Source organism: Escherichia sp. E1V33 (assembly GCF_004211955.1).
In the GTDB taxonomy this organism is placed as follows: Bacteria; Pseudomonadota; Gammaproteobacteria; order Enterobacterales; family Enterobacteriaceae; genus Escherichia.
On record NZ_RHJI01000001.1, the window covers coordinates 67,605 to 91,033 of the forward strand.

Here is a 23,429-nt window from a genome sequence, read left to right on the forward strand (position 1 = left end):
TTACTCCTTGTCCTGGACTTCCGGCAGTTGCCAGAAATCGAAAAAATTAAACCAGTCGAGGGGCGACTGGAGCGCGTAATGTTCCAGACGCGCGGCGTAGTGGTCGATAGCGTTTTGCAGCGCCTGCTGGCGTTCGCCACGTGGCAACAGCAGCGGGTCGGCAAAGGTTTCGCAGTGAATATGCAGCTTGCCGTGCTGGCGCAGGGCGAAAATCAGATTCACCGGGCAGCGCAAAATAGAGGCGAGAATAAACGGCCCCTGTGGGAAAGGCGCAGGCTGGCCCATAAACGGACTCCAGCAGACGCGCCAGTCGCCGCCGCGTTGCGGGGTGACGGCGATGCGGTCACCGACAATCGCCACCCATTCGCCGTTATCCAGCTTCTCTTTCAGCAGGATGGCGGTTTCCGGGCCGATATCCGTTACCGGCATCAGGTTGATGCCGGCCTGCGGAGCCATCTCTTGCATTATCTGTTTAAAGCGTTGGGCGTTTTCGCTAAACACCAGCGTGTTAATGGTTTTGTAGCCCTGAATTTTTGCCAGCGCCCGGCACACTTCCACATCGCCAAGATGCGAGGCCAGCAGCAATTTGCCGCGCGGATCGCTGACGTTAAGCGCCGCTTCTGCGCCTGGCGCAAACAGCACATCGCGCCCCAGTTGCAGCTCGCCGCGCCAACTGGCGATTTTGTCGAGCATGGCGTTACCGAAACGTAGAAAGTGCTGATAGCTGTTGAGTTTTGCTGCCTGTGGTTGATGCTGGCGCACACGGGCGAGCCAGTCTTGCGACGCTTTGCGCGCACGAGAAGCAGTGAGCCAGTAGACGCCCACTACCGGGTAAAGCAGCGCGCTAAACGCCGTTCTTCCCAGCAGACGCCAGACCAGTAGCATCAGGCGCATTCCCCATAATCCTTTCACTTCACTCTGCCGCGCCCAGTGGCTGGAAGAGCGGCGCATCAGCAGCGAAGGAATACGCGGCAACATGCCGAAAAACAGCCGTGTGTGCATGAGCGAGATGCGGACGTTATCTTTCAGGGCATCAAAATGCGAAAGCCCGTCCAGCGGATAGGTGACGCGGGTCGGCACGAAATAGCTGGTATTTCCCTGCCAGTAGAGGCGCACCATCACTTCGGTGTCGAAATCCATCCGCTTGCCGATGGTGGCGTGTTTTGCCAGTTGCAGCGTCGGCGCAACCGGATAAACGCGAAAGCCGCACATGCTGTCTTTCAGTTGCAGGGAGAGCGTTTCGATCCATACCCAGACGTGAGTGACCCAGCGCCCGTACAGCCGTGAGCGGGGGATGGATTCATCGTAAATCGGCTGGCCGGAGATCAGCGCAGCAGGGTGCTGTTCGGCAAGTGCCAGCAGTTTAGGGATATCTTCAATCGCGTGCTGACCGTCAGCATCCACCTGCACTGCATGGCTGAAGCCCGCGTCTTTCGCCGCCTGTAAGCCGCGCATCACCGCCGCGCCTTTACCTGCGTTTTCTGCCAGGCGGATTAAGGTCACGCCAGGCTGTTCGGCAAGCAGACTGTCCAGTTGCTGTTGCGTGGCGGCATCGCTGCCGTCATCCACCACAATACAGGGCAGATTAAATGGCTTAAGACGCGCCAGCACGCCCGGCATCATTGCGCCGTGGTTGTAGCAGGGGATCAACACGCAGGGAGAAAAGTTTACCGGCATAGGCGGATCTTCCCGCTACTGGCGGTGTGGCGGGCGTCACCGTCGTGACGCTGATAGCTAAAGCTCAGAATCTGGCGATCTTCCTGCCAGTTAAGCGTGAGCGTGACGCGGTTTTCCGGCAGCAACGGAGACTGGAATTTTATGTTCTGAATGGAGTGAAAACGCCAGCCAGGCGCGAGCAGGGCAAGCGCGTAACTCATTGCCCAGTCGATTTGTGCCACGCCAGGGAGTAACGGTTGCACGGCAAAATGGCCGCGAAACCAGAACAGCTCTGCCCTGAGATGCAAAACAATCTCAAGGTGATTCGCTTGTGCCTGATGGCGCTCGATTTCATGGGGCTTCATGAAATAACTCCTGTAATTGCGCATAGACACGCTTGTTCATACTGTTTACTGGCATTTCATCAATAACGCGCCAGTAACGCGGAATGGCAACAGGCTCCAGCGTCGGGCGCAGTAATCGCCGCCAGGCTATTTCCTGGCTATGCCCGCCGCCGTTCTGCCATTGCAGGCGAGCTTTGTCATCCAGCACCAGCAAAACGCCAATACTCTGACGCCCGCCGCGCATAACAGGAACAGCCGCCGCCTCGCGAATGCCGTCCAGCGCCAGCAGACGTTGTTCCACTTCCTGCAAAGAAATACGTTTTTCTTCAATCTTAACGATGCGTCCGCGACGCCCCATCAGATGGAACTGGCCGTCTTCGCTAAACTGTAAGTTATCGTCGAGCAACAGGCCGTTATCTTCCGTCATCAGCGGTGAAAAGAGACGAAATGCATTCCCTTCGGCCTGGAACTGCATACCTGGGAAGGGTAGCCAGCGGCGTTGCTCCTGTTCGCGGTAACGCCAGGCAATGACGCCGGTTTCCGTGCTGCCGTAGATTTCATCAGGCCAGACGCGCAGCCAGCTCGCGGTGTGTTGTACGTCCTGCCACGGTAGCTCACCGCCAGCGGACAGAAGCACCTGAACAGGCGGCGGACAAAGCTGGGTATCCAGACGCTTCAAAAATGCCGGGCTGCTGATGAAGATATAGCGATGCTGATGACTCAACGCGGCAAACTGTTCGACATACCAGAGCATGGCGGCGTGGAGCGGTAATCCCAGCGCCATTGGCAGGAAAACGCGAAAAGTCAGGCCGTACAAATGCTGCGGCAATACGGAACCGATGACACGACATCCGGCAAGACGTGCGCCTAATCGTTCAGCCAGCAGTTCTGCTTCACGGTCCAGCAAATGAACAGGTTTAATCACCCGCTTCGGCTGTCCCGTGGAACCAGAGGTAAACAGCTCGATATAAGCCTCTGGCGCTATGGCGGCAAAGGTGAATGATTGTGTCGCGACTTGTGGGGAACTTGCTACCAACAGCAATGAACCTTGCCAGTTAAGTTCGCTGTCGCTAAGCACACCATCGAACAGTTCACGTTGCTCGTTAAGCTGGATGACACGGTTATGCCCCGGAAGCACCGGTGTTTTTCCGGCGTGTAGCGTGGCGAGCAGGGCAACGATAAACAGATAGCTGTTCTCAAAGCACAGCGCCCAACGTTCACCCGGCTGTTGCTGCAAACGGCAGATAAGTTGCGCGACATCGTGACGCAAATCGCCCAGCGTCCAGGTGCTTTCGTCCAGCCACGCAATGGGCGTGTCATCAGGGCGTGGCGCAGTCAGCCAGCGTGCAAGCGGTAAGGTCTGCTTCATGAGCGATCTCTTTTCATCACCTGACGGCGCACCAGCCATTCACCAGCCATTAATGTTCCCATCAACAAATAAGCAATCATGCCGTTCCAGGCAGTCCATAACGACATATCGCCATGCAGCGCGGTAAAGAGGGCAATTCCACCGTTAATGATGAAAAAACCGCACCAGATTTGCGTAACGTGGCGGGTATAGCGCACGCCCTTTTCCGGCAGATCTGGCTCCTGCAAACGCGCCAGCCGCTCAACAATCGGCATTGCCGACCACAGCGAACCGCCAAAAACCGCCAGCATGACCGCGTTAACCACTACCGGGTAAAACAGCAGTAGCTGGTGTGTTTTCAACAGAAAGCTGGCGACACACAAGGCGATGCCCACGACAGCGACGATTTGTGTGACGACCTGGAGCGGCCCAGCCTGGCGACGGGTCTGGCGCAGGCGCAACAAAAGCAGCAACGCCATTAGCGGCAACAACCAGTACAGGCCGTTATGCGCCAAACCAAGCCAAACCACAAACGGCCAGGCGAGCAGTAATAATCCGGTCAGCAGCTTAATCATCGGTAGCGAGCGAATGCCCGACATCAGATCAGGCTTCTTGTAGCAGGCGTTCTACAGCCTCGACCACATCCTGGACTGTACGCACAGCTTTAAACTCTTCCGGCTTGATTTTCTTACCGGTTTTCTTTTGCAGGTGCACAATCATGTCAACGGCGTCGATGCTGTCCAGTTCCAGATCTTCGTACAGGCGCGCTTCAGGTTTGATGTCCTGCGGATCGATTTCAAACAGCTTAACCAGCAGGGCTGAGACTTCCTGATAGACGGTTTGTTGTTCTGTCATGATGACTCTCCTCAGGCGCGTTGCGCAGCAATGAAAGAGGCCAGAGTGGCGACGGAGAAAAAGTGCTGACGCATCTCTTCGCTTTCCGCAGAGAGCACGATGCCGTACTCATTTTTTACTGCCAGTCCCAGTTCCAGGGCATCGATAGAGTCCAGCCCTAAACCGTCGCCGAACAGCGGCGCATCGGTCTCGATATCATCAGGAGTCAACTCGTCCAGATTGAGGGTGCTGATGATGAGATTTTTAATTTCCAGATAAAGCGCTTGCATTATTTATTCCTGAGAGAGGTAAACAACCTTGTTGTAATTGAAGCAAAAGATGCCGGTTTAGCTGCCTTGCTGCCAGCGCCGGTTCTTGTGAAGTTGCATCGTAAAATTCTTGAATTTCTACCCGCCCACGGACTTCAACCGTAAAAAACGGTCGGGCAGGTGGAACGTCATACCATTTACTTTGTTTATCCAGCAGATGCTCGCTACAGCCGATCGTTACGATGCGCATATCGCTGGCGCAGCGCACGGCAATATTCGCCGCACCGCGCTGTAACGTCATTTTTTCACCAGGCTTCGTCCGCGTGCCTTCGGGGAAAATCAGGATAGTGTCACCCTGTGCCAGTCGCTGTTGGCAGCGGGGTAACAGGGTTTCAGCTTCGCTGTTGATTAAATAATCTGCCGCCCGCACGACGCCACCAAGAAAAGGATTTTTTAACAGCGCGCTTTTCACCAGGCAGTCAGTTTCTGGCATGACTGACGCCAGCAGTACGTAATCGATCAGCGTGGGATGATTAGCTACGACGAGGCAACCCCGTTCCTGACGTAAAATTTCAGCCCCATCAATCCGATAATCCAGCACGCCAAGCCCTTTTGCGACTGTTAAAAACAGGCGAAAACTGGCGGCAATGCTGCGGCGCGCCAAACGACGGCGGCGGGAAGTATTCCACACCAACACTAACAATACGTTAAACCACACCACAGAGAGCAATAGTCCGCCGAGGCCAAACAGGGCAAAACACAACCCGGTCATAACCAGTCGCCATGCCCATTCCAGGCGCGACATCAGCTTACTCATCTGCGGCTCCAGCGCCATTGCACGCGCTCGCCAGGCAGTGAAAAAGCATCTGCATTTTGTAAATAGTGCTGTAAAAACAACATGCTTTGCGGCAGTGATGTTTCATCTCCTGCGATGGCTGGCTGCGTTTCACACTGCCACTTATCTCCCGCTTCAATCACCAGCGCGACAGCATATGGCCAGGTCGGCATTTCTGCTGGGAGCTGCGGGTGATAAAACTCAGGCAGAAAACCATCGAAGTCGACCATCAACACGCGCTGGTATCCCGCCTGTAACAGACTAAGCACTTCACACAAACCTTGTTGAAAAGTGTCGCGACCAGCTGAAAGCGATGATGAAACGATCGGCTGTTTGGCCGCAATGGTCAGGTTACCCACGGAAGAGTTGTGTACGGAGAGCGCGAAGTCCGTCGGAGAGAGCGCCTGTTCGGTTGCCAGTGCATGAACTATGCGGTAATTGCGTTCCAGTTCGCCATGACGACTGGTATACAAAACGGCCTCTGGCTGATGGCGGCGCAGCATTGCCAGACCGCACTCCACGGCCAGTTTGCTGCCAGAACTGAGACGGCGGGCGGTCATCATTGGCAATTCGCTTAATTTTGCCAACGGTGCAGCAGGGTCAACCGCCCACGGCTGGCGCGACCATGCTTGCCATTGCTGGGCTTCGCTAAGTCCAGGCGCCAGTGCCTTCCAGTCGGTAATATTTAATGTAAATTTCATCAACGCGCGCCCGCGGTAAACCAAAATTATTAAGTGACGATTATTTCTTTTGGCATATCAATAATGTATGCCCAACGCCTAAATTATCGTGGCGCTCTGCTACCTGAAATCCTGCTTTATTCAGATAGTCGTAAAATTTCTCTGCGCTATAGAAACGGCTGTTACCGTTTGCCATGCAGGTGAAATAAAGTGAGGAGGCATTCAGGCTAAACGATGCCGCTTCAAACCGCTGCGCATCCCAGAACAACTCCATAATGCAGAGTTTTGCGCCGGGCTTCATTACGCTGGCAACTTTGCTGAGTATGCTAATTATTTGTTCGGGTGAAAAACAGTCTAAAAATTGACTCATCCACCAGATATCAGCCTCGCCCGGCAACGGCGCATCGCTTAGCATATCCACAGCATGGAAATCTATACGATCAGAAAAGCCTGCATTCGCGATATTTTCTTTGGCGAGCACAATTTGTTGTGGCAGATCTAATAACGTAACGGTGATGTTTTCGTTGTATTTACAGCAGCGCAAAGCCCACTTACCGGTATTGCCGCCTACATCGTACAAGGTTGTGGGGTTGTTGGCGAATACATAAGGCAGTGCGGCGTTAAATGCGCCATCTGAATAGTAATGATCAAACGCGAACCAGCTTTCACGGGCGGCGTCAGGTAATTGTGAAAGTGCCGGATATATCGTCGGCCAGTCGCCAAATACTTTTAACCCGGAAGGTTTGCCTTCATTGAGTGAATCGGCGAGGAAGAATAGCCCCTGATAACAGACATCCTGGGTGAAATCCATATTCACGCGCGTCATGGTGTCATGCAGGAGGTAATGACCGATTTTCGCCAGGTAATAAATTCCCTCTTTGCAGGTAATAATTCGCCCGCTTAAGCCCATATCTAACAGGACGCTGGCAGCATATTCGTTGATATGACTATTTTCGGTGATATCAGCCAGCGTTGCGCCATGTTTGCCTTGCCGATCCAGATAAGAAAGCACACCCGCATTCCGCAGGCAGAGAGCTGTTTGAAAAAGCATAGGGGCAAAGGCAATGCGTTGAGCTTCGGTAATCGCATCCAGTGCGCTAAGAGAATCCTGTTCGTACATGTTGGGCACAACCTGTTAAGAGGGAATTAAATTATTATCGGACCGAAGCGGCCCGACTTTAGGGGAAATTACAAATCTGCGCCAGCCGACAAATTCAGTTGAATATCTTTGTCGAGATTGCGGACCCAGCGATTATAGTTTTTATGAATTTGTCCGCCTGATGCTTGCAGGTTCTGACTATTTTCATAATTGATATCGTAGCTGGATGCCGTGTAGTTAATGCGAATTTCTGCTGAATGATCGCGTGATTGTTGACGTGCTTTAATTACGCCTTGTCCGGCTTCGGACATAATCCATTTGCGTTCAACGCCAGCTTTCAGAATCGCTTTTTTAACTTGATCCTGGGTATGACCGGCGCTGACGGTTGAGTGAACTTGATCAATTGGCGCAGTACGCGCACAACCCGCTAAAGCGCCCACAACAGCAATAGCAGCAAACCATTTCATGTAGTGTTTCATTAGAACCCCATTAAGGTATTGTTTTTACGAGTAAAGCAGGATTTAACTGTAATTGCTGGTATCACTCTTCTTTATTTAGCGAAAAATTTACTTATGAGATAAGTCAGTAAGTGCATATCAGAACAAAAAACATTTTGAGATGACTAACTTACTGCCAGCGGGGACCAACTATAAGTGAGTGAGAAAAATGAGGCAATAAAAATAACACAATGTAATCAGTGCATTCTCTGGGATAGAAATTTAATAGTTATTCCGTGTTTATATATATTTGACTTAGGGAGTGGTTTTTATAAATTAATTTTATGAATAATATTTCATCATTTTCTCAAATCAAATGGCCACCGTTAGATAAACGGTGACCATTGCCTGATAAGGAGGCGCTATTATCCCGGTAACCGACTTTTCGGTCTGCCTGGTCCCAATAAAATCGCCAGTTTGCTACCGCCTTTCGTGGTTTCCATCCAGATTTTACAGACGCTGGTTAATGGCACCGAGAGTAGCATTCCTACCGGACCGAGCAGCCATCCCCAAACTAACAACGAAAGAAATACCACCAGCGTGGACATCCCCAGGCGATGGCCCATCATCCGTGGTTCTAAAATATTGCCGATGACCATATGGACAACTAAAAACAGCGCACCGACCAGAATACATTCGTAAACGCCATTAAACAGCAACACCTGGATCATTGGCGGCACGGCGGAGATCACCGCGCCGATATTGGGGACGTAGTTGAGTAAAAACGCCAGCACTGCCCACATTAGCGCAAACTGTACGCCCATCAGCGCCAGCCCCAGCCAGACGATAACGCCCGTCCATAAACTTAGCAGCGTTTTTAATGCCAGATAGTGCGAAACGCCTTTTAATGCGCGGTGTAATCCGGCGATATGAATCTGTGGGTTATTCAACGCAAAGCGCATTTTGTAAGGGACGTGGCGTACTTCAAACAGCATAAAAACAACGGTCATCACCAGCAGAAGTACGCTCGCCATTGCCCCGGAAAGCCCGGTCATTAATGCGGTGGTGAAGGTAACCACTTTTTCTGAATCCATCCGCTGCAGCATTCGTTCCGGCGACATATGCAAATTAAGAAAAGGCAGCATTTCCTGCAATTTAAAAAGCTTGCGCGTTAGCTCCTTATTAAACTTCGGCAGCATAGAGATGAATTCGTTAAATGATGCCGCCAGCACACCGACCAGCGCAGTAAGCGCAATCAGCATCACTACGACCACAATCGTAATGGCAACGGGACGCTGAACTCCGCGACGAATAAACCAGGTGACCAGTGGGTTGAGGACGATGGCAAAAAACAGCGCCAGTAACAATTGAACAATGATATCTGCCGCTGCGTGAATCCCCGCAAGGATCACTACCAGTGAAGCCAGCTTGAGTAGAATATGCATGCCCGTTTTATCGGGTTGAGGGGTTTCCATTGGGGCTTCCTTGTGACTTTTTGTATTAAGTGTAGCGGGAGTCACGCCAGCAATATTCTGATTTTTCCTGCTGATTTTCACGCCACCACGTGGTAAAAATGAAACACTGTTGTAAAAATGTGGTGATCCTCATGCCCGTACCCGTTGCCGAACCGGCGCTTAACGGATTGCGCCTGAATTTGCGCATTGTCTCCATTGTCATGTTTAACTTTGCCAGCTATCTGACCATTGGGTTACCGCTCGCTGTGCTGCCGGGCTATGTCCATGATGTGATGGGCTTTAGCGCCTTCTGGGCAGGGTTAGTTATCAGTCTGCAATATTTCGCCACCTTGCTGAGCCGCCCTCATGCCGGACGTTATGCCGATTTACTGGGGCCCAAAAAGATTGTCGTCTTCGGTTTGTGCGGCTGCTTTTTGAGCGGCCTGGGGTATCTGAGTGCTGGGTTAACCGCCAGTCTGCCAATTATCAGCCTGTTATTACTTTGCCTGGGACGCGTCATCCTTGGGATTGGGCAAAGTTTTGCCGGAACGGGATCGACCCTGTGGGGCGTTGGCGTGGTTGGCTCGCTGCATATCGGACGGGTGATTTCGTGGAACGGTATTGTCACTTATGGGGCGATGGCGATGGGTGCGCCGTTAGGTGTCGTGTTTTATCACTGGGGCGGCTTGCAGGCGTTAGCGTTAATCATCATGGGCGTGGCGCTGGTGGCAATTTTGTTGGCTATACCGCGTCCAACGGTGAAAGCCAGCAAAGGCAAACCGCTGCCGTTTCGCGCGGTGCTCGGGCGTGTCTGGTTATACGGCATGGCGCTGGCGTTGGCTTCTGCCGGATTTGGCGTTATCGCCACCTTTATCACGCTGTTTTATGACGCTAAAGGTTGGGACGGTGCGGCTTTTGCGCTGACGCTGTTTAGCTGTGCGTTTGTCGGAACGCGATTGTTATTCCCTAACGGCATAAATCGTATCGGCGGCTTAAATGTGGCGATGCTCTGCTTTAGCGTTGAGATTATCGGCCTGCTACTGGTTGGCGTGGCGACTATGCCGTGGATGGCGAAAATCGGCGTCTTACTGGCGGGGGCAGGGTTTTCGCTGGTGTTCCCGGCATTGGGCGTAGTGGCGGTAAAAGCGGTTCCGCAGCAAAATCAGGGGGCGGCGCTGGCAACCTACACCGTATTTATGGATTTATCGCTGGGCGTGACCGGACCACTGGCAGGGCTGGTGATGAGTTGGGCGGGCGTACCGGTGATTTATCTGGCGGCGGCGGGACTGGTAGCAATCGCGTTATTGCTGACCTGGCGGTTAAAAAAACGGCCTCCGGTGGAAGCACCTGAGGCCGTCTCGTCATCTTAAAATCACTGAATAACCAGCGTATTAATGATGTTTTCTGCGGTGGTCTGCGCTTTTTGCTGATCGTCAGCAGGCAGTGTGATTTGCATCGTCAGCAGTTGGTTGCCCACGTTACCCAGAATGACGGAAGAGTACGCCGTCTGGCCTTTCGCAGAGATAACGCTGTCTAACTGCTGCATTTTGTGACCTTTCAGCTCAATGGCTTTATTGGTTACCACTTGCAGCTGTGGATCGCGGCTACGTTGCTGATCTTCCAGACGCTTCGCCAGCACAGCCAGGTCTTCTTTCGGATCATCGCCCATGATGACGATGACTGCTTTCTGCCCGGTGGCGTCGGACCAGACGTGCATGTTATTGGCCTGTGTCCCCAGCTTACCGCTCTGGTCGGTCATATCCGCTGGCAGCGAGAAGCTTAACTTGCCATCAAGCAGGTTGACGGTATTCACGGTAGCGTTACTTTCCGCGACTGTACCTTCCGCTGTAGCGTTAGTGTCTTTATCATCACAGGCCGCAAGCCCCATAACCAGCAGGCCAATTCCGACATATTTAACCAGATTGCGCATTGACATCTTCCTTTTGATAAACGGCCATAACGGCTCATTCATCCATCTTATCACAACTCCGATAACGAACCTTTAACTCGCCTGCAAAGCGTTGATTTCAGATTTATCTGCCAGTCTTTTCAATAACATATTGAGTAATACGCCATACATTGGCAGGAAGAAAACGATACTGATTAACACTTTGAAACAGTAATCAACCAGCGCGATTTCCATCCAGTGTTCGGCCATAAAGGCATCCGGACTGCGCCAGAACGCAATGAAGAAGAAGGCCAGCGTGTCACTGACGTTACCGAACAGTGTGGAAGCCGTCGGTGCCAGCCACCAGCGGCGATTCTGGCGCAGGCGGTTAAAAACGTGCACGTCGAGGATCTGTCCCAGCGCGTAGGCCATGAAACTGGCGGTGGCAATACGGGCGACAAACAGGTTGAAGTGGGCGAGAGCGCCGAATCCCTGCCAGGAACCCATATAGAATAGCGACGAGATGACGTAGGAGATCAGCAACGCAGGGATCATCACCGCGAAGATAATACGACGAGCCAGCGGTGCGCCAAAAATACGCACGGTCAGGTCGGTAGCAAGAAAAATAAATGGAAAGCTAAACGCGCCCCAGGTGGTATGAAAACCAAAAATGGAGACGGGAAGCTGAACCAGATAGTTACTGGAGGTGATCACCAGTAGATGAAATAACGATAACCAGAACAACGCCTTATAGCGTTGAGTTTGCGAGAAAACGTTCATATTGTACCTTTTTGATTAACCATTGGGGTGAGGGAACCCAATACGTGCGACACGCTATTTTATACGTGCTTACCCTTTTTTCGAGCCGCCGCATGATACTGCTTTACGTTGACAATGCAATGGTTAATTTTCACGCAATCGTTAACCTGGTTTGCTTACGGACTCACAGGGCGTAAACTAGCGCCGTTTTTTTATGTGATGAGAAGAAAATGACCGATCTCTTTTCCAGCCCTGACCACACACTCGACGCACTTGGCCTGCGCTGCCCGGAACCAGTAATGATGGTGCGCAAAACCGTGCGCAATATGCAGCCTGGTGAAACGTTGCTGATTATTGCTGACGATCCGGCGACGACCCGCGATATCCCTGGGTTTTGTACCTTTATGGAGCACGAACTGGTGGCCAAAGAGACGGATGGATTGCCTTATCGCTATTTGATTCGTAAAGGTGGTTAAGGTGGATCACGGACTGTTCCCCTAACCCTCTCCCCAGAGGGGCGAGGGGACCGATCGAACTCAATGTTGCTGCTTGAAACCGGTTTGTAGGACGGATAAGGCGTTCACGCCGCATCCGGCAAGCTAGTGTAATGGAATACACAAATGGATTATTTAATTCCTGTTTGCCTGGGATTGCTGGGATTGTTCGCGATGTTCGCCCCCAATTGGCTGATGCCTGTTTTAATCGCCGTGGGGGGATGGCTGGGGGTACTTGCCTGTGGTTGGCTCTGGCTAATGATTTTTTTACCTTTACTTAACGGCGTCGGGCTTGCTTATGCCCTGTGGTTGATGTTCAAAAGGCCATCATTCACGTCCCGCCTGGTTGCTACATGTTGTGTTATCTCCGTCATTCTGATGTTAGCGCTTTATTATGCTTTCCTGACCATGCCGCCGTTCCCGCCTCAGCACTAAGCCTGATAGCCAGAGGCTATCAGGCAACACCTTTACTTCCTGCGCAACAACCTTAACGCATTCGCCGTCACCAGCACCGTCGCACCCGTATCTGCCAGCACCGCCAGCCACAGTCCGGTCATCCCCAACAGCGTCGTGACGAGGAAGACCCCTTTCAGCCCCAGTGCAATAGTGATGTTCTGACGGATATTAGCGTGAGTGGCGCGCGCCAGTTCAACCATTTGCACCAGACCGCGCAGGTGGTTATGGGTTAATGCCGCGTCGGCGGTTTCCAGTGCGACGTCTGTGCCGCTACCCATTGCAATCCCAATGGCGGCAGCTTTCATCGCTGGCGCGTCGTTAATACCGTCGCCGACCATCGCCAGCGGTGCGTGTTGATTCAGCTCGGTCACCGCTTTGACTTTATCTTCCGGCAATAGGCCCGCTTTAAATTCCAGCCCCAATTCTCCGGCGATTGCCGCCGCGGCGCGTGGATTATCGCCGGTGAGGATCACTCCTTTGACGCCCAGCGCGTTCAGTTCACTGATGGCAGTTGCGGCATCGGCGCGCAGAGTATCCTGCAATGCAATGACACCCAGCACATCATCGTTACGTACGACCAGCACTACCGTTTGCCCTGCGCTTTCCAGTTCGTTAATTAAACCAGCAAATGCATCAGCGGGATGTTTACCAGCAGCGCAAATCAATACGCGCTCACCGTTAACCTGCGCTTCAATGCCAGACCCGACCAGCGCCCGCTGTGATTCGGCGGCGGGAATGTTTAGTGCAGCGACCTGTGCTTCGCGCACGATGGCCTGGGCCAGCGGATGCGTTGCCCCTTGTTCTACCGCCGCCGCCAGTGTCAGCAGTTCAGATTCGCTAATACCCGTTGCCGGATGAATCGCGGTGACGCGCGGTTTGCCAACAGTCAGCGTACCGGTTTTATCAAACGCCACCTGGGTAACACGACCCAGCTGCTCCAGCGCCGCACCGCCTTTAATCAACGCCCCACGACGTGCAGCTGCTGCCAGCCCGGAGGTAATCGCCGCAGGTGTTGAGATAACTAACGCACACGGGCAGCCAATCAGCAGCAGCGTCAGGCCTTTATAAATCCACTCTTGCCAGCTTGCGGCAAACAGCAGCGGTGGAACCAGTGTCACCAGTAGAGCGACGGCCATAATCGCTGGCGTGTAGATACGGCTGAAACGGTCGATAAACCGCTCAATCGGTGCGCGGCGCTCTTCGGCCTCTTCGATCAGTTTCAGAATGCGGTCAATGGCGCTGGCACCCGGTTCTGACAATACTTCCAGCGTCACCAGACGGTCTGCGCTGGTGGCGCCTGCAGGAACTTTATCGCCCGTCGCGCGCTCCACCGGAATGGATTCGCCGGTCAGGGCGCTTTCATCAAAGCTGGCAAAGGGCGAGAGCAGTTTACCGTCAGCAGGCAAACGCCCGCCTGCCGCAACTTCAATCACATCGCCCGGACGCAGGCTGTTAATCGCCACCTCTTCACGCTCACCGTTACGTAAACGCGTAGCGGTTTCTGGTTTCAGCGCCATCAACGCGCTGACGCCCTGACGCGCGCGGCTGGCAGCCCAGCCTTCCAGTCGTTCGCCAATCAAAAACAACAGCAATACCATCGCGGCTTCTGCCGTTGCGCCAATAAACAGTGCGCCAATGGCGGCTACGCTCATTAATGTTTCAATGGCAAAGTAACTGCCGGATTTGATCAGCCGTAATGCCTGACGAGCAATCGGGTACAGCCCAACCAGCGTGGTGGCGATAAATGCCAGTTGACCGAACGGATGATTAAATTGCTCCAGTCCCCAGCTGATTGCCATCATCACGATAAGCGTAATCAGCGGCAGATTCTCTTTCAGGCGCGATGCTTGCGGTTCGTCGGCGGCCTGTTCATCGCGCAGGGAATAGCCTGCTTTTTGCACCGCAGATTCAACTTGTGCACGGATGTCAGTGTCGGCATCAACCACCAGTTTCTCGGTGGCGAACAACACTTGCACCTGATTTACGCCAGAAAGCTGGCGCACGGCATTTTCCACTTTGCGCGCACAGGCGGCGCAGTCCATGCCGCTAACTTTCCAGCTATAGCGGGTGCCGGAGACGTTTTCAGAGAGAGTTGGCGTGCTGGAACATGCGCCGTCGCAGCAACAGTCGTTAGCGTTTTGTACCGTGGTTAGCGGTTTGAACGCGGCAAATTGAGGTGCTTTCTTGCCGTGATTGTCAGGAGTCGACATGGCATCCTCCGGTTAAGTTTTTCTCATTAACCGAAGGATACACTCTGGAGTCGACTCCAGAGTCAAGTTTTATCAGAGATACAGCGAGCGGACGATGAGGAAGTGACCGGCAAAGTAACAAGCTGCGGCAATGGCGTTATCGGCCCGGAAGCGGCGGCGATAGTGACTACCCAGCCAGACAAAGTTACTGATAAACAGTAACGAAGCACCGACAAACGCAGAAAGGGCCGGAGCGGTCGGGCGGAAGAACCACAATTCTCCTGCCAGCCACACCATCACCAGCGTCATCCCGACAAAGGTACAAATGGGCCAGCGTAACTCTTCCAGGCGCGTCCAGATAATGGCCAGCAACAGCGCGCCCAGTACCAGCAGCACCAGCGGCAACGGCCAGAAGAAAGAGAGCGTCATCTGGCTGGCAAAATAGATGGTGTACAGCAGGTGCGAGAGGAAAAATGCGCCAATGGCGTACATCAGACGCTGACGTGGTAATAGCGTTAGCGCATCGCCCAGCAGCGACGCACATAGCCCTGCCAGCACCAGATAGCTAATGGCGTCGAACATCGGCGCTTGCCAGGCCAGCAATAGCAGGAGAAGAAGAGTTAACGGTTTAAACACCCAGCGTTGCCAGGTTGAACCACGATAGGAGGCATCCACAGATAGCCATGCGGAAAGACAGACAGCGATAAACGACCAAAGCATCTTAGTTCCTTGAATTCGTTATTATTTAGTAAGCGGAATGCCTACAGTCTTGCTATTCAGTTTAGTGGCGAGGGTGGACAGATGACAACACCATAACGGGCAGGGTATGCTTATTTCCGCATTTTCCGATAAGGTACAAAGATGAGTAAACCACCTCTTTTCTTTATTGTTATCATTGGTTTAATTGTTGTCGCTGCATCGTTTCGCTTTATGCAGCAGCGGCGGGAAAAAGCTGATAATGATATGGCACCGCTCCAGCAAAAGCTGGTGGTGGTGAGTAACAAGCGGGAAAAACCAATTAACGATCGCCGTTCGCGCCAGCAGGAAGTGACTCCGGCTGGCACCAGTATGCGCTATGAGGCAAGCTTCAAACCGCAAAGCGGCGGACTGGAGCAGACGTTCCGTCTGGATGCCCAGCAATACCATGCCCTGACAGTGGGGGATAAAGGTACGCTGAGCTATAAAGGCACGCGATTTGTCAGCTTTGTTGGCGAACAATAAGGTTATTTTTTGACCTTGAATTTCTTCTGCCAGACCAGCAGTTCAAACACGCCGAAAAGGAAAATACGCACCTTTTCGGCGGTGGTCATCTGCGGGCCATCTTTCGGTAAGGTGGATTTCAGTAATGCCAGTTGCAAACCATGCATCAGCACCGTAAAAATCAGCGCCACGTTAACGAAAATATTCAGTGGTCGCGGAAATGGCTGAACAAGATTGAGGATTAAAAATCCCCATACGCAAAGCATTAACAAACGTCCAATATTAATCAGCATCACTTTCTCCTTGTGTTTCACGCTGATACAAGCGATAAGCAACTTGACCCGCCACTTTCTCCCGATATAACGCCCAGTTTGCCGGAACAGTAGGCAGGCCATTTTCTACTTCGCTCTCGACATATATCCAGGCTTCGTCAGCCAGCCAGCCGTTCTCTTCCAGTAAATTAATGGTTTCTTCCAACAAGCCTCGGCGGAATGGTGGATCGACAAACACGATATTATGCGGTGTGCCTTTTTGCGCCAGGAATGACATTGCATTACTGTTAACCACCCGCGCATTATCTGCTTTCAGGGTTGCCAGATTCTTGATTAATTGCTGATGCACCGCGCGATCCATCTCAATCAGCGTGGCGCCCGCAGCGTAGCGTGACAAGGCTTCCAGCCCCAGCGCGCCGCTACCGGCGAAGCAATCCAGACATTGCGCATCGACGATAACCGGAGCCAGCCAGTTAAATAACGTTTCGCGCACGCGATCGGTGGTGGGGCGCAGGCCTGGGCTGTCCGGAACCGGGAGTTTACGGCCTCGCCACTGCCCGCCAATAATGCGGATTTGGCCGCTACCGGAATGATTCGGTTTTTTCATGATAAATTGCTCAATCCGCCAGATAACACATAATTGCAGGCGGTGATGTGTATTCAGTTAAGTGATAGACTATTTCATCATTTTTTTAGCTGCTATGTACATAGCGTTAACGCTGTGCCATGAAGCAACAGCGAGGAGTGTAGTCGCAGATGGCGAAAGAAAAAAAACGTGGCTTTTTTTCCTGGCTGGGCTTTGGTCAAAAAGAGCAGACCCCGGAAAAAGAGACAGAAGTCCAGAACGATCAACCGGTTGTAGAAGAAACTGTCCAGGCAGAAGAGCCTGCGAAGCTTGCTGAACAACCTGTTGAGGAGTTGCCGCAGGCCCATACTGAAGCCGAGGCGGAAACTTTTGCTGCCGAAGTGGTGGAAGTAACGGAACAGGTTGCCGAAAGCGAGAAAGTGCAGCCTGAAGCTGTTATCGAAGCGGAAGTCAGTGCGCTGCCAGAACCCGTAGTGGAAGAATCGCCAGCACCGGTAGTTGAACCTGAAGTTACGCCGGAGCCAGTGGCTATTGAGCGTGAAGAGCTGCCGTTGCCGGAAGAGGTCAACGCCGAAGAGGTTTCGCCAGAAGAGTGGCAGGCTGAAGCGGAAACCGTGGAGATTGTCGAAGCGGCGCAAGAAGAAGCGGCTAAAGAAGAAATCACCGACGAAGAGCTGGAAGCACAGGCGCTGGCGGCAGAAGAGGCGGTAATGGTGGTTTCTCCGGCAAAAGAAGAGCAGCCGGTGGAAGAAATCGCTCAGGAGCAGGAAAAACCGACCAAAGAAGGTTTCTTCGCGCGCCTGAAACGCAGCCTGTTAAAAACTAAAGAAAACCTCGGTTCCGGATTTATCAGCCTGTTCCGCGGTAAAAAAATCGACGATGATCTGTTTGAAGAGCTGGAAGAACAGCTGTTGATCGCCGATGTGGGCGTGGAAACCACGCGTAAAATCATCACCAACCTGACAGAAGGCGCATCCCGCAAGCAGCTTCGTGATGCCGAGGCGCTCTATGGCCTGCTGAAAGAAGAGATGGGCGAGATTCTGGCGAAAGTCGATGAACCGCTTAACGTCGAAGGCAAAGCGCCGTTCGTGATCCTGATGGTAGGCGTCAACGGAGTGGGGAAAACCACGACGATTGGTAAGCTGGCGCGTCAGTTTGAGCAGCAAGGTAAATCGGTCATGCTGGCGGCGGGCGATACTTTCCGTGCGGCAGCGGTTGAGCAGTTGCAGGTCTGGGGCCAGCGTAACAATATCCCGGTGATTGCCCAGCATACTGGTGCGGATTCCGCCTCTGTTATCTTCGACGCGATTCAGGCTGCGAAGGCGCGTAATGTTGACGTCCTGATTGCCGATACCGCCGGACGCCTGCAGAACAAATCGCACCTGATGGAAGAGCTGAAAAAAATCGTCCGCGTGATGAAGAAACTCGATGAAGATGCGCCGCATGAGGTTATGCTGACTATCGACGCCAGCACCGGGCAGAATGCGGTAAGCCAGGCCAAACTGTTCCACGAAGCGGTTGGCTTAACCGGCATCACGCTAACGAAACTGGACGGCACAGCGAAAGGCGGGGTAATTTTCTCGGTGGCTGACCAGTTTGGTATTCCTATCCGCTATATTGGTGTCGGCGAACGTATTGAGGATTTGCGTCCGTTTAAAGCGGACGACTTTATAGAGGCACTTTTTGCCCGAGAGGATTAACAATGATTCGCTTTGAACATGTCAGCAAGGCTTATCTCGGTGGGAGACAGGCGCTGCAGGGCGTTACGTTCCATATGCAGCCGGGTGAGATGGCGTTTCTGACCGGCCATTCCGGCGCAGGGAAAAGTACCCTCCTGAAGCTGATCTGTGGGATTGAGCGGCCCAGCGCCGGGAAAATCTGGTTTAGCGGCCATGACATCACGCGTCTGAAAAACCGTGAAGTTCCGTTTTTGCGTCGCCAGATCGGCATGATTTTCCAGGATCACCATCTACTGATGGACCGTACTGTCTACGATAACGTGGCGATCCCGCTGATTATCGCCGGTGCCAGCGGTGACGATATTCGTCGCCGCGTTTCTGCTGCGCTGGACAAAGTCGGGCTACTGGACAAAGCGAAAAACTTTCCGATACAGCTTTCTGGCGGTGAACAGCAGCGCGTTGGCATTGCCCGCGCGGTGGTGAACAAACCTGCGGTACTGCTGGCGGACGAACCGACCGGTAACCTGGATGATGCGCTGTCAGAAGGGATTTTACGTCTGTTTGAAGAGTTTAATCGCGTTGGGGTAACAGTATTGATGGCAACGCACGACATCAACCTGATTTCACGACGTTCCTATCGCATGCTCACTCTGAGCGATGGTCACTTGCATGGAGGCGTGGGCCATGAATAAGCGCGATGCAATCAATCATATCCGGCAGTTTGGCGGGCGTCTTGATCGCTTCCGTAAATCGGCTGGCGGCTCTGGCGACGGTGGTCGTAACGCGCCGAAACGCGCGAAGTCTTCGCCAAAACCGGCAAATCGCAAAACTAACGTTTTCAACGAACAGGTACGCTATGCGTTCCACGGCGCTTTGCAGGATCTGAAAAGCAAACCGTTCGCCACGTTTTTAACCGTGATGGTCATCGCCATCTCCCTGACGCTGCCCAGCGTCTGCTATATGGTGTACAAAAACGTTAACCAGGCGGCGACGCAATATTATCCGTCACCGCAAATTACCGTTTATCTGCAAAAAACGCTGGATGATGACGCCGCTGCGGGCGTGGTGGCGCAGCTACAGGCCGAGCAGGGCGTGGAGAAAGTGAATTATCTTTCTCGTGAAGACGCACTGGGCGAGTTCCGTAACTGGTCTGGTTTTGGTGGTGCGCTGGATATGCTGGAGGAAAACCCGCTTCCGGCAGTAGCGGTGGTGATCCCGAAACTCGATTTTCAGGGAACGGAATCACTGAATACGCTGCGCGACCGTATCACCCAGATTAACGGCATTGATGAAGTGCGGATGGATGACAGCTGGTTTGCCCGTCTGGCGGCGTTAACCGGGCTGGTCGGGCGCGTTTCGGCGATGATTGGCGTATTGATGGTGGCGGCAGTATTCCTCGTCATCGGCAACAGTGTGCGTCTGAGCATATTTGCTCGCCGTGACTCCATTAACGTGCAGAAACTGATTGGTGCGACGGATGGTTTCATCCTTCGCCCATTCCTGTACGGCGGCGCGCTGTTGGGATTTTCTGGCGCATTGCTGTCATTAATTTTGTCAGAAATTCTGGTACTACGTTTGTCATCAGCGGTGGCGGAAGTGGCGCAGGTTTTCGGAACGAAGTTTGATATCAATGGCTTATCGTTCGATGAATGTCTGCTTTTGCTGCTGGTGTGTTCGATGATTGGCTGGGTGGCAGCTTGGCTTGCCACGGTACAACATTTACGCCATTTTACGCCTGAATAATAAAAGCGTGTTATACTCTTTCCCTGCAATGGGTTCCGTAGCAGGGAAAGAGACCCCGTTGTCTCTTCCCGGTATTTCATCTCTATGTCACATTTTGTGCGTAATTTATTCACAGCGTTGCATTGAACTTGTGGATAAAATCACGGTCTGATAAAACAGTGAATGATAACCTCATTGCTCTTAAGCTCTGGCACAGTTGTTGCTACCACTGAGGCGCCAGAAGATATCGATTGAGAGGATTTGAATGACTGACAAAATGCAAAGTTTAGCTTTAGCCCCTGTTGGCAACCTGGATTCCTACATCCGGGCAGCTAACGCGTGGCCGATGTTGTCGGCTGACGAGGAGCGGGCGCTGGCTGAAAAGCTGCATTACCATGGCGATCTGGAAGCAGCTAAAACGCTGATCCTGTCTCACCTGCGGTTTGTTGTTCATATTGCTCGTAATTATGCGGGCTATGGCCTGCCACAGGCGGATTTGATTCAGGAAGGTAACATCGGCCTGATGAAAGCAGTGCGCCGTTTTAACCCGGAAGTGGGTGTGCGCCTGGTCTCCTTCGCCGTTCACTGGATCAAAGCAGAGATCCACGAATACGTTCTGCGTAACTGGCGTATCGTCAAAGTTGCGACCACCAAAGCGCAACGCAAACTGTTCTTCAACCTGCGTAAAACCAAGCAGCGTCTGGGCTGGTTTAACCAGGATGAAGTCGAAATGGTGGCCCGTGAACTGGGTGTAACCAGCAAAGACGTACGTGAGATGGAATCACGTATGGCGGCACAGGACATGACCTTTGACCTGTCTTCCGACGACGATTCCGACAGCCAGCCGATGGCACCGGTGCTCTATCTGCAGGATAAATCATCTAACTTTGCTGACGGCATTGAAGATGATAACTGGGAAGAGCAGGCGGCAAACCGTCTGACCGACGCGATGCAGGGCCTGGACGAACGCAGCCAGGATATCATCCGTGCGCGCTGGCTGGACGAAGACAACAAGTCCACGTTGCAGGAACTGGCTGACCGTTACGGTGTTTCCGCTGAGCGTGTGCGCCAGCTGGAAAAGAATGCGATGAAAAAACTGCGCGCCGCGATTGAAGCGTAATTTCCGCTGTTAAGCAGAGAACCCTGGATGAGAGTCCGGGGTTTTTGTTTTTTAGGCCACTGCAATAATCAATTCCCGCCTCCGGCAAAACGTCAATCCCCACGCAGATTGTTAATAAACTGTCAAAATAGCTATTCCAATATCATAAAAATCGGGTATGTTTTAGCAGAGTATGCTGCTAAAGCACGGGTAGTCATGCATAAAACGAAATAAAGTGCTGAACAACAACATCACAACACACGTAATAACCAGAAGAATGGGGATTCTCAGGATGAACATGAAGGGTAAAGCGTTACTGGCAGGATGTATCGCGCTGGCATTCAGCAATATGGCTCTGGCAGAAGATATTAAAGTTGCGGTCGTGGGCGCGATGTCCGGTCCGGTGGCCCAGTACGGTGACCAGGAGTTTACTGGCGCAGAACAGGCGGTTGCGGATATCAATGCTAAAGGTGGTATCAAAGGCAATAAACTGCAAATCGTAAAATATGACGATGCCTGTGATCCGAAACAGGCGGTTGCGGTGGCGAACAAGGTCGTTAACGACGGCATTAAATACGTGATTGGTCACCTCTGCTCTTCATCAACGCAGCCTGCGTCTGACATCTACGAAGACGAAGGCATTTTAATGATCACCCCAGCGGCAACCGCGCCAGAACTGACCGCGCGCGGCTATAAGTTGGTTATGCGCACCACCGGCCTGGACTCCGACCAGGGACCAACGGCGGCGAAATATATTCTTGAGAAAGTGAAACCGCAGCGTATTGCTATCGTCCACGACAAACAACAGTACGGTGAAGGTCTGGCGCGTGCGGTTCAGGACGGCCTGAAGAAAGGCAATGCTAACGTGGTGTTCTTTGATGGTATCACCGCCGGGGAAAAAGATTTCTCAACGCTGGTGGCGCGTCTGAAGAAAGAGAATATCGACTTCGTTTACTACGGCGGTTATCACCCGGAAATGGGACAAATCCTGCGTCAGGCACGCGCGGCAGGGCTGAAAACTCAGTTTATGGGGCCGGAAGGTGTGGCTAACGTCTCGCTGTCTAACATTGCAGGTGAGTCAGCGGAAGGGCTGCTGGTAACCAAGCCGAAGAACTACGACCAGGTTCCGGCAAACAAACCAATTGTTGACGCGATCAAAGCGAAAAAACAGGATCCAAGCGGCGCGTTCGTCTGGACCACCTACGCCGCGCTGCAATCTTTGCAGGCGGGCCTGAATCAGTCTGACGATCCGGCGGAGATTGCCAAATACCTGAAAGCGAACTCGGTTGATACCGTGATGGGGCCGCTGACCTGGGATGAGAAAGGCGACCTGAAAGGCTTTGAGTTCGGTGTATTTGACTGGCACGCCAACGGCACGGCGACCGATGCGAAGTAATTGTTAATCGGCAACTTTGGGTTGCCGCCAAATTGCTAATATCGAGTACGTTGCTTCATGCCGGATGCGGCGTAAACGCCTTATCCGGCCTACAAGATCCAAATAAATCAGTAAATTGCAACACACATGTAGGCCTGATAAGCGTAGCGCATCAGGCAATTTCTCGTTGGTCATCACTTTTGAAATCAAACTTGACGATTAACGCTTCTCCCAGCCGCCCTGTTGTGCCGTAAACCCCAGTGCCTGCATAAACGCTGTCATTACGCTGCGATCTTCCACGCCAGCATCCGCCATCCACCAGCCTGAAACGCCAGGATTGTTACGCAAAACCTCTTCCAGCAGATATTGCCCCACACCGCGACGCCGGGTGACTTCCCGCACGCGCAGGGAATCCAGTGCCCCCTCGGTGCCGCTTAAGGTCACCCGCACGGCAGCGAGCAGGCGCTCGTTAAAACGCGCGGCGTAAATACGGTGGTTATCGTCAACCTGTAAAGAGGAAGGGGAATACTCCGGCCAGATCTTTTGCAGGTCAATCCGGTCCTGGTCGCTAAAGTTTTCTAATCGAATGATGGTCAGCTTCATGGGGAACCCGTGTAAATCACAAAAGTGGAACCAGTGTAACGAAATAATTTAATCGGAGGCTTTCTCTTTTTTATTTCTTTTGGCAGGTGATTAATTTTTTTTCAGCAATAATTACAAAGTTAAAACATTAGAGAATGAAAAATGTCCAGCA

27 protein-coding genes are annotated in these 23,429 nt (G+C 52.6%); 9 read left to right on the forward strand and 18 right to left on the reverse strand.

Annotated elements, in window-relative coordinates; genetic code table 11:
* The 11 genes from D9742_RS00285 to D9742_RS00335 form a co-directional block, all read right to left on the reverse strand.
* The gene (locus D9742_RS00285) at window positions 1-1,677 is read right to left on the reverse strand and encodes a glycosyltransferase (RefSeq protein ID WP_130235619.1); all 1,677 of its coding nucleotides are present in this window, start codon (window positions 1,675-1,677) and stop codon (window positions 1-3) included.
* Window positions 1,668-2,021: a beta-hydroxyacyl-ACP dehydratase gene (locus D9742_RS00290; RefSeq protein ID WP_130235620.1), complete on the reverse strand. Its 354-nt coding sequence runs from the start codon at window positions 2,019-2,021 to the stop codon at window positions 1,668-1,670. Before D9742_RS00290 ends, D9742_RS00285 begins: the two co-directional genes overlap by 10 nt.
* Window positions 2,008-3,369, reverse strand: a complete 1,362-nt coding sequence (locus tag D9742_RS00295) for an acyl-CoA synthetase (RefSeq protein ID WP_130235621.1) — start codon at window positions 3,367-3,369, stop codon at window positions 2,008-2,010. Before D9742_RS00295 ends, D9742_RS00290 begins: the two co-directional genes overlap by 14 nt.
* Window positions 3,366-3,947 (reverse strand): hypothetical protein, encoded by a 582-nt coding sequence (locus D9742_RS00300; RefSeq protein WP_130235622.1) that lies wholly within the window; start codon window positions 3,945-3,947, stop codon window positions 3,366-3,368. Before D9742_RS00300 ends, D9742_RS00295 begins: the two co-directional genes overlap by 4 nt.
* A gap of 4 nt (window positions 3,948-3,951) precedes the next feature.
* A complete protein-coding gene (locus D9742_RS00305) occupies window positions 3,952-4,203 on the reverse strand; it encodes an acyl carrier protein (protein WP_000139646.1) in 252 nt (83 codons plus the stop codon).
* Between the two features lie 11 nt (window positions 4,204-4,214).
* Window positions 4,215-4,472: a phosphopantetheine-binding protein gene (locus D9742_RS00310; protein ID WP_001592831.1), complete on the reverse strand. Its 258-nt coding sequence runs from the start codon at window positions 4,470-4,472 to the stop codon at window positions 4,215-4,217.
* Complete coding sequence (locus tag D9742_RS00315) at window positions 4,447-5,268, reverse strand: lysophospholipid acyltransferase family protein (protein WP_130235623.1); 822 nt, start codon at window positions 5,266-5,268, stop codon at window positions 4,447-4,449. The genes D9742_RS00310 and D9742_RS00315 overlap by 26 nt, the downstream gene beginning before the upstream one ends.
* Window positions 5,265-5,987, reverse strand: a complete 723-nt coding sequence (locus D9742_RS00320; protein WP_130235624.1) for a beta-ketoacyl synthase chain length factor — start codon at window positions 5,985-5,987, stop codon at window positions 5,265-5,267. Before D9742_RS00320 ends, D9742_RS00315 begins: the two co-directional genes overlap by 4 nt.
* 40 nt (window positions 5,988-6,027) lie before the next feature.
* On the reverse strand, window positions 6,028-7,086 hold the full coding sequence (locus D9742_RS00325; RefSeq protein ID WP_130235625.1) for a methyltransferase: 1,059 nt from the start codon (window positions 7,084-7,086) through the stop codon (window positions 6,028-6,030).
* Between the two features lie 68 nt (window positions 7,087-7,154).
* Window positions 7,155-7,532 carry a hypothetical protein gene (locus D9742_RS00330; protein ID WP_130209208.1) on the reverse strand — a complete coding sequence of 126 codons (378 nt, stop codon included), beginning with the start codon at window positions 7,530-7,532 and terminating at the stop codon, window positions 7,155-7,157.
* Window positions 7,533-7,927: 395 nt separating this feature from the next.
* Window positions 7,928-8,977 (reverse strand): AI-2E family transporter, encoded by a 1,050-nt coding sequence (locus tag D9742_RS00335; RefSeq protein WP_130235626.1) that lies wholly within the window; start codon window positions 8,975-8,977, stop codon window positions 7,928-7,930.
* Between the two features lie 98 nt (window positions 8,978-9,075).
* Here D9742_RS00335 and D9742_RS00340 point away from each other — a divergent pair, with 98 nt between their 5' ends.
* Window positions 9,076-10,326 carry an MFS transporter gene (locus D9742_RS00340; RefSeq protein WP_130235627.1) on the forward strand — a complete coding sequence of 417 codons (1,251 nt, stop codon included), beginning with the start codon at window positions 9,076-9,078 and terminating at the stop codon, window positions 10,324-10,326.
* 2 nt (window positions 10,327-10,328) lie between these two features.
* Here the strand turns inward: D9742_RS00340 and dcrB are convergent, their stop codons facing one another.
* Complete coding sequence (gene dcrB, locus D9742_RS00345; protein WP_130235628.1) at window positions 10,329-10,886, reverse strand: phage sensitivity protein DcrB; 558 nt, start codon at window positions 10,884-10,886, stop codon at window positions 10,329-10,331.
* A gap of 72 nt (window positions 10,887-10,958) precedes the next feature.
* The gene (locus D9742_RS00350) at window positions 10,959-11,624 is read right to left on the reverse strand and encodes a 7-cyano-7-deazaguanine/7-aminomethyl-7-deazaguanine transporter (RefSeq protein ID WP_130235629.1); all 666 of its coding nucleotides are present in this window, start codon (window positions 11,622-11,624) and stop codon (window positions 10,959-10,961) included.
* Between the two features lie 209 nt (window positions 11,625-11,833).
* Between D9742_RS00350 and tusA the strand changes: the two genes are divergently transcribed.
* Window positions 11,834-12,079: a sulfurtransferase TusA gene (gene tusA, locus D9742_RS00355; RefSeq protein WP_000130621.1), complete on the forward strand. Its 246-nt coding sequence runs from the start codon at window positions 11,834-11,836 to the stop codon at window positions 12,077-12,079.
* Window positions 12,080-12,223: 144 nt separating this feature from the next.
* Entirely contained in the window at window positions 12,224-12,532 is a 309-nt protein-coding gene (locus tag D9742_RS00360; protein ID WP_130235630.1) for a hypothetical protein, read from the forward strand.
* Window positions 12,533-12,564: 32 nt separating this feature from the next.
* Here D9742_RS00360 and zntA read toward each other — a convergent pair whose 3' ends face one another.
* Entirely contained in the window at window positions 12,565-14,763 is a 2,199-nt protein-coding gene (gene zntA / locus D9742_RS00365) for a Zn(II)/Cd(II)/Pb(II) translocating P-type ATPase ZntA (RefSeq protein ID WP_130235631.1), read from the reverse strand.
* Window positions 14,764-14,835: 72 nt separating this feature from the next.
* Complete coding sequence (locus D9742_RS00370) at window positions 14,836-15,462, reverse strand: lysoplasmalogenase (RefSeq protein ID WP_064527705.1); 627 nt, start codon at window positions 15,460-15,462, stop codon at window positions 14,836-14,838.
* Window positions 15,463-15,603: 141 nt separating this feature from the next.
* Here D9742_RS00370 and D9742_RS00375 point away from each other — a divergent pair, with 141 nt between their 5' ends.
* Entirely contained in the window at window positions 15,604-15,963 is a 360-nt protein-coding gene (locus D9742_RS00375) for a DUF2500 domain-containing protein (RefSeq protein ID WP_130235632.1), read from the forward strand.
* A 2-nt stretch (window positions 15,964-15,965) separates the two neighbouring features.
* On the opposite strand, the gene D9742_RS00380 is transcribed toward D9742_RS00375, so the two are convergent.
* Both D9742_RS00380 and rsmD read right to left on the reverse strand, forming a co-directional pair.
* A complete protein-coding gene (locus D9742_RS00380; RefSeq protein ID WP_130235633.1) occupies window positions 15,966-16,235 on the reverse strand; it encodes a DUF1145 family protein in 270 nt (89 codons plus the stop codon).
* Entirely contained in the window at window positions 16,225-16,821 is a 597-nt protein-coding gene (gene rsmD / locus D9742_RS00385; protein ID WP_130235634.1) for a 16S rRNA (guanine(966)-N(2))-methyltransferase, read from the reverse strand. The genes D9742_RS00380 and rsmD overlap by 11 nt, the downstream gene beginning before the upstream one ends.
* A gap of 149 nt (window positions 16,822-16,970) precedes the next feature.
* On the opposite strand from rsmD, the gene ftsY reads away from it, so the two are divergent.
* The 5 genes from ftsY (at window position 16,971) to livJ (ending at window position 22,696) form a co-directional block, all read left to right on the forward strand.
* Window positions 16,971-18,500 (forward strand): signal recognition particle-docking protein FtsY, encoded by a 1,530-nt coding sequence (ftsY, locus tag D9742_RS00390; RefSeq protein ID WP_130235635.1) that lies wholly within the window; start codon window positions 16,971-16,973, stop codon window positions 18,498-18,500.
* Between the two features lie 2 nt (window positions 18,501-18,502).
* Entirely contained in the window at window positions 18,503-19,171 is a 669-nt protein-coding gene (gene ftsE / locus D9742_RS00395) for a cell division ATP-binding protein FtsE (protein WP_000617723.1), read from the forward strand.
* The gene (gene ftsX, locus D9742_RS00400) at window positions 19,164-20,222 is read left to right on the forward strand and encodes a permease-like cell division protein FtsX (RefSeq protein ID WP_130209080.1); all 1,059 of its coding nucleotides are present in this window, start codon (window positions 19,164-19,166) and stop codon (window positions 20,220-20,222) included. Before ftsE ends, ftsX begins: the two co-directional genes overlap by 8 nt.
* Window positions 20,223-20,466: 244 nt before the next feature.
* Window positions 20,467-21,321, forward strand: a complete 855-nt coding sequence (gene rpoH / locus D9742_RS00405; protein WP_000130217.1) for an RNA polymerase sigma factor RpoH — start codon at window positions 20,467-20,469, stop codon at window positions 21,319-21,321.
* Between the two features lie 271 nt (window positions 21,322-21,592).
* Entirely contained in the window at window positions 21,593-22,696 is a 1,104-nt protein-coding gene (livJ, locus tag D9742_RS00410; protein ID WP_130235636.1) for a branched chain amino acid ABC transporter substrate-binding protein LivJ, read from the forward strand.
* A 198-nt stretch (window positions 22,697-22,894) separates the two neighbouring features.
* Here the strand turns inward: livJ and panM are convergent, their stop codons facing one another.
* Complete coding sequence (gene panM / locus D9742_RS00415) at window positions 22,895-23,278, reverse strand: aspartate 1-decarboxylase autocleavage activator PanM (protein WP_130235637.1); 384 nt, start codon at window positions 23,276-23,278, stop codon at window positions 22,895-22,897.
* Between the last annotated feature and the right edge of the window lie 151 nt (window positions 23,279-23,429).

Coding starts and splice junctions, on each gene's coding strand:
- zntA (WP_130235631.1), bottom strand. CDS start 14,763: ATGTCGACTCCTGACAATCACGGCAAGAAAGCACCTCAATTTGCCGCG.
- D9742_RS00305 (WP_000139646.1), bottom strand. CDS start 4,203: ATGACAGAACAACAAACCGTCTATCAGGAAGTCTCAGCCCTGCTGGTT.
- D9742_RS00315 (WP_130235623.1), bottom strand. CDS start 5,268: ATGAGTAAGCTGATGTCGCGCCTGGAATGGGCATGGCGACTGGTTATG.
- D9742_RS00375 (WP_130235632.1), top strand. CDS start 15,604: ATGAGTAAACCACCTCTTTTCTTTATTGTTATCATTGGTTTAATTGTT.
- ftsX (WP_130209080.1), top strand. CDS start 19,164: ATGAATAAGCGCGATGCAATCAATCATATCCGGCAGTTTGGCGGGCGT.
- D9742_RS00380 (WP_130235633.1), bottom strand. CDS start 16,235: ATGCTGATTAATATTGGACGTTTGTTAATGCTTTGCGTATGGGGATTT.
- ftsY (WP_130235635.1), top strand. CDS start 16,971: ATGGCGAAAGAAAAAAAACGTGGCTTTTTTTCCTGGCTGGGCTTTGGT.
- D9742_RS00330 (WP_130209208.1), bottom strand. CDS start 7,532: ATGAAATGGTTTGCTGCTATTGCTGTTGTGGGCGCTTTAGCGGGTTGT.
- D9742_RS00335 (WP_130235626.1), bottom strand. CDS start 8,977: ATGGAAACCCCTCAACCCGATAAAACGGGCATGCATATTCTACTCAAG.
- D9742_RS00340 (WP_130235627.1), top strand. CDS start 9,076: ATGAAACACTGTTGTAAAAATGTGGTGATCCTCATGCCCGTACCCGTT.
- tusA (WP_000130621.1), top strand. CDS start 11,834: ATGACCGATCTCTTTTCCAGCCCTGACCACACACTCGACGCACTTGGC.
- D9742_RS00310 (WP_001592831.1), bottom strand. CDS start 4,472: ATGCAAGCGCTTTATCTGGAAATTAAAAATCTCATCATCAGCACCCTC.
- D9742_RS00295 (WP_130235621.1), bottom strand. CDS start 3,369: ATGAAGCAGACCTTACCGCTTGCACGCTGGCTGACTGCGCCACGCCCT.
- D9742_RS00285 (WP_130235619.1), bottom strand. CDS start 1,677: ATGCCGGTAAACTTTTCTCCCTGCGTGTTGATCCCCTGCTACAACCAC.
- rsmD (WP_130235634.1), bottom strand. CDS start 16,821: ATGAAAAAACCGAATCATTCCGGTAGCGGCCAAATCCGCATTATTGGC.
- D9742_RS00325 (WP_130235625.1), bottom strand. CDS start 7,086: ATGTACGAACAGGATTCTCTTAGCGCACTGGATGCGATTACCGAAGCT.
- dcrB (WP_130235628.1), bottom strand. CDS start 10,886: ATGCGCAATCTGGTTAAATATGTCGGAATTGGCCTGCTGGTTATGGGG.
- D9742_RS00290 (WP_130235620.1), bottom strand. CDS start 2,021: ATGAAGCCCCATGAAATCGAGCGCCATCAGGCACAAGCGAATCACCTT.
- D9742_RS00320 (WP_130235624.1), bottom strand. CDS start 5,987: ATGAAATTTACATTAAATATTACCGACTGGAAGGCACTGGCGCCTGGA.
- D9742_RS00300 (WP_130235622.1), bottom strand. CDS start 3,947: ATGTCGGGCATTCGCTCGCTACCGATGATTAAGCTGCTGACCGGATTA.
- D9742_RS00360 (WP_130235630.1), top strand. CDS start 12,224: ATGGATTATTTAATTCCTGTTTGCCTGGGATTGCTGGGATTGTTCGCG.
- D9742_RS00370 (WP_064527705.1), bottom strand. CDS start 15,462: ATGCTTTGGTCGTTTATCGCTGTCTGTCTTTCCGCATGGCTATCTGTG.
- panM (WP_130235637.1), bottom strand. CDS start 23,278: ATGAAGCTGACCATCATTCGATTAGAAAACTTTAGCGACCAGGACCGG.
- D9742_RS00350 (WP_130235629.1), bottom strand. CDS start 11,624: ATGAACGTTTTCTCGCAAACTCAACGCTATAAGGCGTTGTTCTGGTTA.
- rpoH (WP_000130217.1), top strand. CDS start 20,467: ATGACTGACAAAATGCAAAGTTTAGCTTTAGCCCCTGTTGGCAACCTG.
- livJ (WP_130235636.1), top strand. CDS start 21,593: ATGAACATGAAGGGTAAAGCGTTACTGGCAGGATGTATCGCGCTGGCA.
- ftsE (WP_000617723.1), top strand. CDS start 18,503: ATGATTCGCTTTGAACATGTCAGCAAGGCTTATCTCGGTGGGAGACAG.